Origin of the sequence: Halobacteriovorax sp. ZH5_bin.2 (assembly GCF_043196375.1) — a bacterium.
GTDB lineage: Bacteria > Bdellovibrionota > Bacteriovoracia > Bacteriovoracales > Bacteriovoracaceae > Halobacteriovorax_A.
On record NZ_JBEBMJ010000001.1, the window covers coordinates 824,074 to 838,511 of the forward strand.

A 14,438-nucleotide genomic window follows, 5' to 3' on the forward strand; every position below is an offset into this window, starting at 1 on the left:
TTTAATTTTAAGTAGCCTAAATCACGAGGTCAAACTCTTTCAGTCGGCCACTGACCTTTGTGTTAAAATTAGGATGTAACAATTTCGTTATCTACGACGAATACTTATACGAAGGAAGTAAAAGAAAGTTTCACGGAGGTAAAATGAAGTTTGTTCTCTTAACTATGTTGGTCGCGTTAAGTCCTCGTATCTTTGCGGCCAAGGCCACAGCAACATTCGGTGGTGGCTGTTTTTGGTGTATGGAAGCGCCATTTGAGAAGCTTAAAGGAGTAAGCTCCGTTGTTTCTGGCTATATGGGGGGAGCAAAAGAGAGTCCAAGTTATCAGGAGGTTTCAAGTGGAGGCAGTGGCCATGTTGAAGTCGTTCAGGTTACCTACGAAGATTCCCTTGTTAGTTATGAAGAGTTACTTGAGATATACTGGCAAAATATTGACCCGACTGATAGTGGAGGGCAATTCGCGGATCGTGGCAGTCAGTATCGTACTGTGATTTTTTACGATAGTGAAAAGCAAAAACAAATTGCCCTAAATTCAAAAAATAATCTTGAGGCCTGTAAGAAGTATGACAAACCAATTGTTACGGCCATTGAAAAGGCCCACAAATTCTTTCCAGCAGAAGATTATCATCAGGACTATTATAAGAAGAATCCGATACGCTATAATGCTTATAAAGAATTATCAGGAAGAGGTGGCTATATTCGTGATGTCGCTTCAAAACCTCTAAAATGCGAAAAGAAAAAACTTGAAAATAAAAAGGATAAAGTTATGTATAAGAAACCTGATCTAAAAGAACTAAAAGAGAAGTTATCTCCACTCGAATTTGAAGTAACTCAAAACGATGCAACGGAAAGGCCCTTTGCTAATAAGTATTGGGATAATAAAGAAGAGGGGATTTATGTTGATGTCGTGACTGGTGAGCCTCTTTTCAGCTCTCTTGATAAATATGATTCAGGATCTGGCTGGCCAGCTTTCACGAAACCAATTGATCAAAAAGTTGTTAGTACTAAGCAAGACAATAAGTTACTTATGACAAGAACAGAGGTGCGCTCTTCAAGCGGAGACTCACACCTAGGTCATGTATTTGATGATGGCCCTGGTCCCGAAGGTAAACGATATTGCATTAATTCAGCTGCCATGCGCTTTATCCCCAAGGCCGACCTTGAAAAAGAAGGCTATGGACAGTACTTGTCCCTGTTTAAGTAATTGAAATCACATTGTGATTTAAGCTCTTTTCTTTAAAGATTAGGCCCAAGTCACCGATAAGACGACGAGGGCCTATGAGAAGATTATTTACCTATTTAATTGTATTCAATTTTACGTTTAATTCATTTGCATCATGTGGTGGCGTTCTTAAGTCATTTTTAGGAATGAGAAAGAGTTCTTTCTATGACACACCAGAATATGCACTAAAACAGAAGATCAATAAGCTTGAGATTTTAAATAATCGTTTAAGAAACTCAAGTGAGCATCAAGAGCCAGCAACAACACTTGCGATTTGGAAGAAGATTGAGAGGCTTGATAATAATATTTTTACGAAACACTACTCAGTGAATGTAAGAGACTGGGAAGTTTTCTTTCGTGACTTTGAAATGAACTTTATTTCATTTCAAAGACTCTCAGATATTAATAAGAAATTCGAATCAACTGAGATCACAAAAACGAAACTAAAGAGCTACGTTAGTTCAAAAGGCTATGGAAGTGAATTTCAAGAATTTATTCTATCAAAATTTGAAAATTCACCAACTCCAGAAATTTTTAAAATTCAACTAGATAAAGAAGTACAAAGCAACCTTCTACATATTGGTAATCACTACTATGAATATCGACTTGTGAGAGAGCACTTAAGAGATTTAAATGGAAGTGACCTTTGTCATAGTGAATGTGAGGAGCAGCTTAAGATCCTACTAGCAAATCTTGGTGTGGAGAGTGAGAAAGAACAGCGCAGCCTACCTATATTCTTTAAAGGGGTAAAAAGACCTGATCTTGAGGAACTAACTAAAGTTGTTCACGAGAATCCTGTGGCCCTGTTAACAAAGCTTAAGAAGGAGAGAAATGCTGAGGTTGTAAATTGGCTAATCTCACTTATGCTTCAGCCTGAAATCATTGATTCGATTATGGGGCTTGTTTATAAATCAAAGCGAATTGGAAAGTATCGCGCCGTTCGTGTCTTTCAGGCTTTTTACAATGCACAGGCAAGAAATATTCATTTCCCTAAAATCAATAGTATCGTAAAGAGTTTTAAAAATGATGTTGAAAAGAGCTATTCCCACTTAAAGAATGTAAATACATCTGTTCCTAAAGATGAAATTCTTGTTACTTTTGCTCGTATGGTTGATGCCCTTGCGGTAAAGAAATGGAAAATCTTAAAAGAACATGCCAAAACTGTAGACCCAAAATTTTATGAGCGTATGATGGCCGCTGAAGAGAAGGCCGTTGCTCGTGGTGATATTAGTATCACTCATAAAAGAAGCCTTATTGGCCAACTTATCCAATTTGTTCCTGCTTCAACGCCAATCTATCTTTATCAAAGATCTAAGCTAGAGGAGAGAGCAACAGTTACTGAAGTGGATGAAAATGGTGAAGAAATTGAACCAAAGTCTCAAGAGTCTAGCCCTGAGGTTTCAATTGAGCACGGTGATGAAATGGATCTTGCTCTTGAGGAAGTCGCAGAGGTTATGGCCGAGACTCAAGAGGCCCAAAGAAATCCTTCATCAGTTGAGGGAAGTTGGATTGAAAAGTTCTTTGGCCGTATCCAATCATTCTTTAGAGCAGAAGGCTAGACGTGAAAATAGCATTGATCTTTCTAATCCCATTCCTTACTTTTGCTGTGGAAAAAGATTTTCAGGTAATGAAGATTTATAAGAAAGGTGAGTTTAAAGAAGTGAAGATTTATCAGGGAAAGAATCATTCACTGATGAATAAAGAGTGCCTAAGCTCTAAGTTATGCCTGAATGCTAAAGTGGTCCCAAAGAAAGGAATTGGGCTTACTGGACATCCCGGATCAAAGGCCTGCAAGGAATTTAAAAATAGTCAGTATAAAATCTTAAAAGATAAGGATAATAATCAGTATGGCTTTTGCCTCTTTTCTGATGGAAGCCTAAAGAGTGCATGGAGTTTAATCCATGATTAAATCGTTAGTTATTCTTATGTTTTCTCTTCCTGCTTTTTCGTTGGTGATCACTGAAGATATGCGTTGGAAAGAGTATGAACATGGCGCTTATCAATACCTTCCTCCAATGGGAAGTGAAAAAGTTGTTAATAAAGTAGAAGTAAAAACGAACCCGATTGTTCGCGATCAAGATGGATTTGGGACATGTTATTTATTTGCCATGACTTCTTTAATGGATCAGTCATGCTTAAAAAGTGGTAACTGTACAAAAGACGATCAAATCTCTGTTTTAGATGTTCTAGGAAAAACTCAACTAAAGTCAGGAAACCAAAGTGAATTTCTTGGACTCAACGGTGGAAACCTTTCTCAAGTTATTGATGCCTTAACAAAAGGTGAGAAGGTAAGTCTTAAATTTGCAAAAGAAGAGTGCGCCCCTTATCAACAAATTGAAAATTTCAACAATCCTGATAATGACTTTCGAATTGTCGACTATCCCCAACTGCTTGCAATTAATGAGATCTACCATCAGGTCAAGGATAACTCTTTAAAAGATGGTGTTTGTAATAAGTGTTCAGAAGACTTTTTTAAAGACTTCTTTCCTTTTAGCTCTGAGATGCTAGACAACCTTTCACGAGCAGCAACTAGGATCACTTCAATAAATGCATTTGAAGAGTTTTTAAATGAAGTACTTATTCCTAAGAAGTGCCAGGAAGACAAAAGTCAGGTTAAGCTGCCGCCCATTGGCTTTAAGCAAGAGCGAATCACTGATGTCGATACGTTTAGAAAAAAAATGACTGAACTTTTTGAAAAGGATAAGTCTGCTGCTATTTCAAGTTGTACTTGGACTCGCTATTGTGATGACCCTTCTGTTAGGTATATGGAAATGTGTCCAAAAGAGCAGAGGCAACGCTATTGTGGTGGTCATGCGTACTTATTAAGTGGTTTTAGAAAGATCTGTGATGATCAAAATAAATGTCGCAATCAATACCGAGTCCACAATAGTTGGGGAAAGAACTTTGATGTCTTTAACGATAGTGGATGGGTAAACGAGGATTCACTTTTTAAGGCCTATAAAGACTTAGGAAATCAACTCGTTACATATACTGAAGATTAGTTAGTAGCATCCAATCGTACCTTACATGTTGAGCTCTTTGTTTGGACATCATTAATTTTAAGATTTGGATATTTTCTTAACTTTTTTAAAGCTCTTCTTTCCATATTATAGAATGAACTCTCTCGTACTAGCTCATCACAGCCCTGTGTCCATCTCTTTGTTACTTTAAAGAACTTATTGGCCTCTTGAACAATGCGTGTATCGATAATATAGTCTTGCGTTTTTGTTACACCACAATCATAGCATTCATCCATCATCGTTTTGTAATTTAGCTTAGCAACGATATCTGGAAACATATAAGAGAGCGTGTCTTTTGCATGTTCTCTAATGTTATCAATATTGTCGCTAAGGGAGCTACCATCACAAGTGTATGATAGGTACTCTTTAAATGTATCCTTCATTGAGGAAATTGTAGACTCTGTAAGTTCAAGACATTCTTCATACTCTCGGCAATCTTCTGTCATGTATTCATCAAAGTATGCTACCTCCTCATCAATATGCTGACAGACGACATCTTGTCTTTTATCAAATGAAAGTAGCTCATAGAGGCCACTCATTTTAGTCGTGTCATAGTGAGTGAGGTCTTGGATGAGATCTCCAAGGTTTATTTTCTTTTGTCTATCTAATTCGCTAAGAAGTTCTTTCTCTGTACTAGAAATACCAAACTCTGATTTATTCTTAGCGGCCACCAGTTGCCCTAATTCATTAATAAGGGGATAGTTATCTTTAATCTTGTCTGGGTTATTCTTTATATATTCGATAGCGGCCGTAAGCTTTTGATCGTCACTAGCATTCTTTATACTGATATTCATCTCTGTAGTGTGACGTTTATTCATGAGCCAAAAGTTATCATATGATGAATCTTTGTAGAGTTTATCAAAATTTTCAATATTTTCATTTTCTAGATACTTTGTAAGGGCCTCTCTTAATAGAAAGTCTTTATAGCGAGAGCCTTCAACGATTTGAAGAACACGTGTTGGCGTCTCTTGAGCGAGCTTATCCATACATTCATTTTGGCATTCTCCCAGCTCGTATTGTGAACCATCAGGTGCATAGTAGAGCTTTGCCTGCGTAGAAAGTGTACAAAGTGTAAATAAAAAGAACAGATGCTTTTTCATAAGTGCCTATAATTGTTTAGTTTAAATTATAACTACCTATATATAAGCAATTGGAAGGCCAAAAAAAGGCCTCAATTGGTGAGGCCCTGTATTTCTATCTTAGGATGTGATTTTGAATAATCGTTTTGATTTTTTGAGTTGATTCTTTTGAGTCGTAGGCAGGTCTTGTGCTCATTTGCTCATCCAACTCAAATAGTCTTGCCCATAGAGGCGCACCTGTTTTCTTAAAGTCAATCTTCACTGAGTCTTCAGAGTAAAGCTCCTTATCCCATACACTAACAACATCACGCCAGAAGTACTTATGAGTCTTCCACCAATCAATCGCTGGTTGACAGCGGCTATCGTCAACTCTTTGGTAAGTATTGTAGCTCTTTTCCATGGCCAGCTTAAGCTGCATTCCATTCTCAAGCATATCTAATTTGATATTGTCTTGATCATGAACGTGCCCGTATGGAGTCTGCTCGTGGCGGTTTGTTCTTCTTAGAACATTGTAGTCACTTCGCTTAGAGAACTCTCTTCTTGGAAGAGGAGCGTTTGCTGTACATTCCCAGTACGAAGTTTTGTCCGTGTGAATCCATGGTGCTGAACATTCATATCTTGGAGAGTCATCAACTTGATAAACTCTTTGAACCCAATTGCCTTGTGGGTTCTTTACGGCCTTATTATCCCAATTACTAAAACCCCTGTAGTCTAGTGCATTTGTCGCTTCCCAGTCCCACTGTTGTCTCCAGTGCTTAACAATAGCGTGTGGTGTAACTAGAATATGTTGAAGGTTAACCATATTTTCGTTTTCTGAATCAACAAAAATCCACTCTAGTGCACCAGAAGCGTAGCGATCATAGAAATCGTAATCATTGCTATAAGCAAATGTCTCAGCAGATTGAAATTTAATGGCATAGCATCCAGTCATCTTTTTGATCTCTTGGATATCTTTATTCTTGTCAATTGTTAGTCCTGCAAATACTGGAAGTGCAAGCGTAAGAAGTACTAGAAATTTCATTTTTTCTCCCCGAAAATGATTGCGTGTGGTTTGGTGGTTGATTATTAAAACTAGTGTATGAGTTGTCAAACTAAATTAAGGTAAATAATTTGGATTACTTTTCCGTGATGCGCAGCCAATGGACGAAGTTATTGGTTTTATTATAGAATAGGGCGTTTTATAAATTTCTTTAAACACATAACACGGGATGTAAAATGTCAGACAACTCAAAGATCATTTACACTATTACTGATGAAGCGCCAGCGCTAGCAACTCAGTCACTTCTTCCAATCGTTAAAGCTTTTACAAAGCATGCAGGGATCGATGTTACAACTCGTGATATCTCTCTTGCAGGAAGAATCCTTGCTCACTTTCCTGAATTTCTTTCAGATGAGCAAAAACAATCAGACGACCTAGCTTTCTTAGGTGAGCTAGCAAAAAAAGCTGAAGCTAATATCATTAAGCTTCCAAATATTTCAGCTTCAATTCCTCAGCTTTCAGCTGCGATCAAAGAACTTCAAGACCACGGTTTTAAAGTTCCTAATTACCCTGATGCACCATCAACAGATGAAGAAAAAGACATCGCTACTCGTTACGCGAAAGTTCTTGGTTCAGCTGTAAACCCTGTTCTTCGTGAAGGAAACTCTGATCGTCGTGTTGCAGGGCCGGTAAAAGAATATGCAAAAGCAAACCCACATAGAATGGGAGCATGGAGTAGTGATTCTAAGTCACACGTTGCTCACATGGATGCAAATGATTTCTACGGTTCTGAAAAGTCGGCAATTATGCCAAATGCTACAGATGTTAAAATCACTCTTAAGCAAAATGATGGGACAGAAGTTGTTCTAAAAGAAAAAGTATCTCTTCTTAAAGATGAAATCATTGATGCTGGTGTTATGAGTGCAAATGCTCTTAGAGAGTTCTTTGCTAAGAATATTGCCGATGCAAAAGAAAAAGACATCCTTTTCTCTGTTCACTTAAAAGCAACAATGATGAAAGTAAGTGATCCAATTATGTTTGGTCACTGTGTAGAAGTTTACTTTAAAGATGTATTTGAGAAATATGCAGCTGAGTTCAAAGAACTTGGTGTTAACTCTGCTAACGGTCTTGGTTCTGTTTACTCAAAGCTTTCTGGCCTTCCAGCTGAAAAGAAAGCAGAGATCGAAGGTGCTCTAGACCTAGCAATCGAAAATGGGCCGCGCCTAGCTATGGTTGATTCAGACAAAGGAATCACAAATCTACACGTTCCATCTGATGTAATTATTGATGCTTCAATGCCTGCGGCAATTAGAACTTCGGGACAGATGTGGAATAAAGACGGAAATCAAGAAGATACAAAATTCTGTATTCCAGATAGAAGTTACGCTCAAATGTATCAAGAAGTTATAACTTTTTGTAAAGAAAACGGAGCATTTGATCCAAAGACAATGGGAACAGTTCCAAACGTTGGTCTTATGGCAAAGAAAGCTGAAGAATATGGATCACACGATAAGACATTTAAAATCCCAGCAGCAGGTGTTGTTGAGGTTACGGATTCAGAAGGTAACACTGTATTTACTCACACAGTTGAAGAAGGTGATATCTGGAGAATGTGTCAAACAAAAGACGTTGCAGTACGTGACTGGGTTAAGCTTGGTGTAACTCGTGCTCGTCTTACAAATACTCCAGCAGTATTCTGGCTAGATGAAAATCGTGGTCACGATGCGAACTTAATTACAAAAGTAAATGAGTACTTAAAAGATCATGATACAGCTGGACTTGAGATTAAAATCCTTGATCCTGTAAAGGCAATCCGTTACTCAATGGAGAGAATCATCAAAGGTGAGGATACTATTTCAGTAACTGGTAACGTTCTACGTGACTACCTAACAGATTTATTCCCAATTTTAGAACTTGGAACTTCGGCAAAGATGCTTTCAATTGTTCCTCTTCTTGCTGGTGGTGGGTTATTTGAAACAGGTGCAGGTGGATCAGCTCCAAAGCACGTTCAGCAATTTACTGCTGAAAATCACCTAAGATGGGATTCTCTTGGAGAGTTCTTAGCACTTGGTGTTTCGCTTGAAGACCTTGCAATTAAAACAGGAAATGCAAAAGCGAAAGTTCTTGCAAAAACTTTAGATGAAGCAAATACTGCATTTTTAAAGAATGATAAGTCACCATCAAGAAAAGTAGGTGAGCTGGATAACAGAGGTTCTCACTACTTCCTAGCTCAGTACTGGGCAAAAGCTCTTGCTGATCAAAATGATGATGCTGAGTTAAAAGAAATCTTCACTCCAGTAGCTTCAAATCTAGTTGAAAATGAAGCGAAGATTGTTGAAGAACTTAATAGTGCACAAGGTGGCGCTGTTGATATGGGTGGATACTATCATCCAAATCTTGAATTAGTTGCAAAGGCAATGAGACCTTCAGCTACTTTCAACACAGTTATTGATTCTCTTTAATTAATACAATAGCAAAAAAAGGCCCTCTAAAAAGAGGGCCTTCTTTCATACGGCACGCATCTCATCTTTCGATTCAATATTTCTCAGCCAATTCCGTGCCTCGTTAATCGCGCCGTACTCAAAGACTGCAACATCAACACTATCTAAATGATCACTGACAACTGAAGCTGAGTTTCGAATTAGTTGATTACTTGTACAAATGCCGACTTTCTCAATGTGTTTGCGGTTGTCCTTAAGAAATTCAAAATGCCTAAGCAGTGATCTTAGATCATCCCATCCTGGAAACTGTTCTGAGTTTAGAATAATTCCAGAAATGATTTTAGTTTCTTTATAAACTTGATTGAGAAGATTTTGAATTTTTTCAAAATCATTAACTCGTAGGGGATGAAAGGAAGTTAGTGTGAGGATATTGTCATTCTTATCAAAATGAAATTCGATATCTGACTCAACTTCGCGCATAAGCCAGTCTTTGGCCTCGTCCAGTTCGTCAATATTGTAAGACTTAAAATCAATTGGAATGATTGGAGCAAATAGCTTCACTGCTCCTGTGATTAGTGCACTATCAGTCACAACGGCACATCTTTTCATGACGTTAAAATATTTTAGGCCCATTGCCGTATCTTCAAAGACAGCACCAGGAGTGTAGCCTTCATAGGTTTCATTTAAGTAAAATAGGATACCAACTTTTTCTTCTTTTTTTAGGGCCTCATCTAGAATTGGTTCAAGAACATTAATGTAATCTTCTTTAGTAATACGGCCTGAACCCTCAATACCGACGATTCCCTTTTGTAACCCTTTCATCACTTTCAACATATATTCTCCTTTCCGGTGAAGTGTTAACTAAGATAGTGACTACTTCATCGGAGAGGAGTGTGATATTTAAACTTAAGATTTTATTTATTTTAAAAGAATTTGATCGGCCAGCTCTTTAGTTAAGTAACCATCAGGAATGGTTCCTTGAGATAGTTGGAATCTTTGAATTGCAGCAGTTGTTTGCTTTCCTGGAATCCCATCTACTGGCCCAGCTTCAAAACCTAGCTCATTTAGTTTTGCTTGAATCTTCTTGGCCATCTCAAATGACATAAAAGACTTTTCATTCAAGTTAAACTTATCAAAGTAATCTCCACGCTTGGCAATTAAGTCAGAAAGAACACCTATTCCAAGAGCATATTTTTCAGAGTTATTCCATTTAAAGATCGTAAAGAAATTCGGATAAACAATAAATGCAGGTCCATTAGCTCCTTGTGGCAGATAGATTGCTGTTTTTCCACTTGTGTATGGAAGCTGAGTTCCACCTTTTAAAGTGATTCCACGATCAATCCAGTACTGTAGGTCTTCTTTATATTTTAAGCCGCTATGGAAGTAATCGAAGTCACTTGGAAGTTCAATTTCATGTCCCCAGCTTTCATCTCCATTCCAACCAACTGATGATAAGAAGTTGGCCGACGAGCCTAGGAAGTCACGACGATTTTCCCACATATTAATATGACCATCTTTATCGTAGTCGATAGCATAGGCCAGCATTGTTGAAGGCATAAACTGAGTTGAGCCCATTGCTCCTGCCCATGAGCCTTGCATACGTTCACCTGGGTATGAGTAAATTCCTCTTTGTAGCATCGTTAGTGCATTGATTAATTCTCTTTTAAAGAATGCAGATCGGCGCCCATCGTATGAAAGTGTCGCAAGAGAGCGAATAATATCAAGCTTTCCAGTAATCGATGAAAAATTTGTTTCAAGGGCCCAAAATGATAGAAGGAAGCGGTCTTGAAATTTATAGTCATCCCAAATATCAAGGAAGATATTCTCTAGCTCGGCCTGATACTTTTGACCCTTTTCAATTCTTGCCTCACTGATCACAATGTCTAGGTATCTTCCGACACTCATAACAAACTCAGGTTGCCTGCGGTCATACTTAATAACATCATCATTAAATGTGACACCTTCAAAGGCATCATCAAGTAGGGCATATGAGAAGCCATGTTCTTGATTAAGCTCAATTTTTAGCTCATTTAGCCAGTCATTGAATTCTGTTGTTGGAGTTGTTGATGAGGCAAAAATATTGATTGCCATAAGCGTTATTGTGATTAGTTTCTTCATTGGATGAAGGTACACGCTAGGGTTCTGTATTTGAAGACGCGAGGTGTCTATTGTCAGAACTTTTTATGATTTAGTGACTTAAGTTCTTGAAATCTAATTATGGTTAAGTGTCTAAACTTTGTGACTCATGGAAACATTTTCAATTTCGCAAAGAATGAAATTATTAAGTGATAACTTTTCTTTAATTCATTTTATTCAAACGATAATTAAACACTGACCCCTTTTAGGAGACTAGAGATGAAAAAACTTATGTTGGCCACTGCACTTATTTGCTCATTTTCTTCATTTGCAAACGAGCTTGATCTCAATCTCGAGGCGCAAGCTATTCAAGATGTTGAAGAGAGATATGATGAGTCAGGACTATATTACAACGTAAGGTTAAGTATTCCTATTATTCCTAGTGATATAACAGGTGCCGTAGGTTACCAAAGTGAAGATGAGCTTTTTGAAGTTGAAGCTTATGCTGGGGTTCGCGCCATTCGCTATCTAAATGCACAGGACAATTCTTTGCATATTCCATATGGTGCTAGGGTTCGTGTTGCGCTTGATAATTCACGCAGCCTCTACTTAGAGTACCAAAGAGAAGAAGTTGAAGACTTTGGTAATGATGATGGCCTTCTTGAAAAAGAAAATATGTTCTCACTTATTAAGTATAATTCAGATAAGACAATGTACTTTGGTTGTGGTGTCGCTAAGAGTGTTCACCATGCTTGGAGTAACGAGAACCATAGTCCAGAAGACTCGACTTATGTTGAGTGTAATTTTAGTCGTAAGTTTTAATTAATTCTTAGTGCTTCAAAACTGCCCTTTGGGGCACTTTTTCTTTATTTTGGTAGTGCTACATAACCGTAAGCCGCGCCTTCGCTTTGCTCGGCTAGCTTCCTTGAATCACATTCATCTGTGCTTCAAAACTGCCCTTTAGGGCACTTTTTCTTTATTTTGGTAGTGCTATATAACCGTAAGCCGCGCCTTCGCTTTGCTCGGCTAGCTTCCTTAAATCACATTCATCTGTGCTTCAAAACTGCCCTTTGGGGCACTTTTTCTTTATTTTGGGAGTGCTACATAACCGTAAGCCGCGCCTTCGCTTTGCTTGGCTAGCTTCCTTGAATCACATTCATCTGCGCTTCAAAACTGCCCTTTGGGGCACTTTTTCTTTATTTTGGTAGTGCTACATAACCGTAAGCCGCGCCTTCGCTTTGCTCGGCTAGCTTCCTTGAATCACATTCATCTGTGCTTCAAAACTGCCCTTTGGGGCACTTTTGCCGCACGATGTGGCGCAGCCGGGAGGACTCGGCCTCTCTACGTCGGCTTCCATGCCTCCTTGTTCGGCCCGACTCGGTCGCTTCCGCTCGCATCCAGCTCGCTCTTCGCTGTCGCGCGCTCCCTCGCTTCTCGTCCTCCTCATTCAATTAGATGATCTGCTTATTTTATAAATTTTGTGATTTTTAAAAGGACTATAGTGGCGCAGCCGGGAGGACTCGAACCCCCGACATTCAGATCCGAAGTCTGACGTTCTATCCAACTGAACTACGGCTGCATTCAATATATTGTATTCGTAATCTCTGGGCCAGTAAAGCCTAAGCTTTGTTATAGGCCATTTCTGTTAGAAATTGCATCGGAACGACGGCCAGTGTTTCCTCGTGGCATGCTTCAAGAATGATTGGACAGGCTTTCCCTGCCTTATACGCCGTAAGCCACCTGCCTGCACAAAGACACCAGCGATCTCCTGGTTTTAAACCGGCAAATTGAAATTGTGGCATGGGAGTCGAAAGGTCATTTCCATCCTCTCTAGAGAACTCAAGAAACTCTTCAGTAACGATACAACAAACTGTATGCATGCCTCTGTCATTGATATCTGTACGGCAAAAACCATCACGCCAAAAGCCTGTCATTGGTGTACACCCACACATCTGTAGGGGAGTTCCTAGTACATTTAAATGGCCGTTGCTTTCACTTGTCACAAGCTTTCCTTCGTTCTTCAATAATCACTGTATTCAGTATCAATGTCATTATATGAGAGGGTGTTAACTTCATCAAGACTTTCTAAGACATGATCATCATTTGAAAAGTTACTTTCAATATAGGCCAAATAATCTTTAACGTTACTTGTTGTACTCGAAGATTGATTTACATTAAGGAAAAGAACGAGAGCAAGACAGAAAGTGGCACTAGCAAGCGCAATACTTAGCCATTGCTTTTTCTTCTTCTGTTTCAGCTTGAGATGATCTTCAAACTTTGTTTTGAAAGCTGCCTTCATTTCTTTAGGCGGATTGATAGTCGCTTTTGATTTTAGTTTTGTTTTAATATTAATCTCATTAATTGAATCTTTCATAAAGACTCCATTGTGTTTTCAAGTGTTTCTTTTAATCTCAATTTAGCGCGGTTAATTAAATTCTTTATTGCTTGCCTCGACTTTCCTAGTATTTCTGCAATTTCATCACCTGTGCAATCATCCATCCAGAGAGTAATTGCCTGCCTCTGTGTCGAAGGCAGTTTTGAGATGGCCTCAATGATGACTTCTGAATTGGCATCCTCAATTAGTTTTTCCAGTGCAGATAATTGCTCATCTTCAATATTAACGATCACGCTTTCATCCGGAATACTTTGTTCTTTCATCTTTTTGAGGTAGTCATAACTTTTGTTTCGCGCAATTGTCCAAAGCCAAGTCGATACCTGATATTCCTTCCGATACATTTTTCTTTTGTCATATAAAGTTAAAAAAGCATCGTGAACAATCTCTTGTGCCTTTTGTTCGTCTAAGAGAATGTAATAAACGAATTGATATAATTTTGAACTTAGTCTTTGGTAAAGGGCCTCGAACGCCTGGTGATCATCATTTTTTGCAACAATTTCCATCAGGTCTGATGAGCCGAGTTTTGATTGCGAATTTGACCAGATAAAGTTCTTCATTATACGCATACCTATTATACGAATATTGCGATCAAAGGTTTCGCCTGCTTAATAAAGTGCTATAATATTCACTAGTTACTGGCCTGTGAAACCTTTTTTTATAAGAATAGTATAACAGTTAACTGAATAAAAAGGAGAAAATGATGAAAACTCTTTCGATTATGATATTTACTTTTTTATTAGCTTTTTCTTCACTTGCCGACCGTGGTGGAAGAGGTGAGAGGAAGTATAAAAAAGATCGCGGTGCTCGTTATGAAAAGATGACTGAAATGGATGGAGATTTTTCTAAGCTCTCTAAAGGAGATCTTAAGAAGTTAGAAAGTGATTTTGCAAAATTTCAGGACAATCAACACAAGAAGAAGGTTGCATTTGAAAAGAAAATCTTTTCACAAAGAGAAAAGTTTTTAAAAGATAATGAAGCTCAAATGCTTAAGCATTTAGATGAAATTTATGCTCTTAAGAAGAATTTACAATTTGGTAAGAAAGAAGAGAATAAACAAATTAGAAAACAGATCAGAGAAAAGAGTAAAGAATTTAGAAAGAATATGAAAAAACTTCGTCATCAAGATCAGCGAGAGGTAATAAAAGGCATGAAGAAAGACTTCTATGAAGAGATGAAGGCCGAAAGGAAGAAGTTTAAAGAAAAAATTAAGTCTTATAGTAGTAAGTAA

General features: G+C 38.1%; 14 protein-coding genes and 1 tRNA gene. 7 read left to right on the forward strand and 8 right to left on the reverse strand.

Translation table 11 applies throughout. From position 1 onward, the window contains the following. Positions 1–143 precede the first annotated feature (143 nt). The 4 genes from msrA (at position 144) to ABMA76_RS04055 (ending at position 4,222) form a co-directional block, all read left to right on the forward strand. Positions 144–1,202, forward strand: coding sequence for a peptide-methionine (S)-S-oxide reductase MsrA (gene msrA, locus ABMA76_RS04040; protein WP_392909253.1), 1,059 nt, complete (start codon positions 144–146; stop codon positions 1,200–1,202). Between the two features lie 74 nt (positions 1,203–1,276). Beyond that, on the forward strand, positions 1,277–2,779 hold the full coding sequence (locus ABMA76_RS04045; protein WP_392909255.1) for a hypothetical protein: 1,503 nt from the start codon (positions 1,277–1,279) through the stop codon (positions 2,777–2,779). Between the two features lie 2 nt (positions 2,780–2,781). Then, positions 2,782–3,129 carry a hypothetical protein gene (locus ABMA76_RS04050; protein WP_392909257.1) on the forward strand — a complete coding sequence of 116 codons (348 nt, stop codon included), beginning with the start codon at positions 2,782–2,784 and terminating at the stop codon, positions 3,127–3,129. Continuing rightward, positions 3,122–4,222, forward strand: coding sequence for a hypothetical protein (locus ABMA76_RS04055; protein ID WP_392909259.1), 1,101 nt, complete (start codon positions 3,122–3,124; stop codon positions 4,220–4,222). The genes ABMA76_RS04050 and ABMA76_RS04055 overlap by 8 nt, the downstream gene beginning before the upstream one ends. Here ABMA76_RS04055 and ABMA76_RS04060 read toward each other — a convergent pair. Both ABMA76_RS04060 and ABMA76_RS04065 read right to left on the reverse strand, forming a co-directional pair. After that, positions 4,219–5,340, reverse strand: coding sequence for a hypothetical protein (locus ABMA76_RS04060; RefSeq protein ID WP_392909261.1), 1,122 nt, complete (start codon positions 5,338–5,340; stop codon positions 4,219–4,221). The two genes, ABMA76_RS04055 and ABMA76_RS04060, sit on opposite strands and share 4 nt — an antisense overlap. 94 nt (positions 5,341–5,434) lie before the next feature. Then, on the reverse strand, positions 5,435–6,340 hold the full coding sequence (locus ABMA76_RS04065) for a DUF6607 family protein (RefSeq protein WP_392909262.1): 906 nt from the start codon (positions 6,338–6,340) through the stop codon (positions 5,435–5,437). Positions 6,341–6,534: 194 nt separating this feature from the next. Between ABMA76_RS04065 and ABMA76_RS04070 the strand changes: the two genes are divergently transcribed. Continuing rightward, on the forward strand, positions 6,535–8,760 hold the full coding sequence (locus ABMA76_RS04070) for an NADP-dependent isocitrate dehydrogenase (protein WP_393060995.1): 2,226 nt from the start codon (positions 6,535–6,537) through the stop codon (positions 8,758–8,760). A gap of 45 nt (positions 8,761–8,805) precedes the next feature. Here ABMA76_RS04070 and ABMA76_RS04075 read toward each other — a convergent pair whose 3' ends face one another. Both ABMA76_RS04075 and ABMA76_RS04080 read right to left on the reverse strand, forming a co-directional pair. After that, a complete protein-coding gene (locus tag ABMA76_RS04075; RefSeq protein WP_392909266.1) occupies positions 8,806–9,573 on the reverse strand; it encodes an STAS/SEC14 domain-containing protein in 768 nt (255 codons plus the stop codon). An 84-nt stretch (positions 9,574–9,657) separates the two neighbouring features. Beyond that, positions 9,658–10,857 carry a lytic murein transglycosylase gene (locus tag ABMA76_RS04080; RefSeq protein ID WP_392909268.1) on the reverse strand — a complete coding sequence of 400 codons (1,200 nt, stop codon included), beginning with the start codon at positions 10,855–10,857 and terminating at the stop codon, positions 9,658–9,660. Between the two features lie 237 nt (positions 10,858–11,094). On the opposite strand from ABMA76_RS04080, the gene ABMA76_RS04085 reads away from it, so the two are divergent. Further along, positions 11,095–11,637 carry a hypothetical protein gene (locus tag ABMA76_RS04085; RefSeq protein WP_393060997.1) on the forward strand — a complete coding sequence of 181 codons (543 nt, stop codon included), beginning with the start codon at positions 11,095–11,097 and terminating at the stop codon, positions 11,635–11,637. 680 nt (positions 11,638–12,317) lie between these two features. Here the strand turns inward: ABMA76_RS04085 and ABMA76_RS04090 are convergent. From ABMA76_RS04090 to ABMA76_RS04105, 4 genes are all read right to left on the reverse strand, one after another. Beyond that, positions 12,318–12,394: transfer RNA gene (locus ABMA76_RS04090), tRNA-Arg, on the reverse strand. 40 nt (positions 12,395–12,434) lie between these two features. Continuing rightward, complete coding sequence (locus ABMA76_RS04095) at positions 12,435–12,818, reverse strand: DUF2237 family protein (RefSeq protein ID WP_392909272.1); 384 nt, start codon at positions 12,816–12,818, stop codon at positions 12,435–12,437. Positions 12,819–12,835: 17 nt separating this feature from the next. Next, complete coding sequence (locus ABMA76_RS04100) at positions 12,836–13,189, reverse strand: hypothetical protein (RefSeq protein ID WP_392909274.1); 354 nt, start codon at positions 13,187–13,189, stop codon at positions 12,836–12,838. Further along, the gene (locus ABMA76_RS04105; RefSeq protein WP_392909276.1) at positions 13,186–13,767 is read right to left on the reverse strand and encodes an RNA polymerase sigma factor; all 582 of its coding nucleotides are present in this window, start codon (positions 13,765–13,767) and stop codon (positions 13,186–13,188) included. The genes ABMA76_RS04100 and ABMA76_RS04105 overlap by 4 nt, the downstream gene beginning before the upstream one ends. 143 nt (positions 13,768–13,910) lie before the next feature. Here ABMA76_RS04105 and ABMA76_RS04110 point away from each other — a divergent pair, with 143 nt between their 5' ends. Then, positions 13,911–14,438, forward strand: coding sequence for a hypothetical protein (locus ABMA76_RS04110; RefSeq protein WP_392909278.1), 528 nt, complete (start codon positions 13,911–13,913; stop codon positions 14,436–14,438).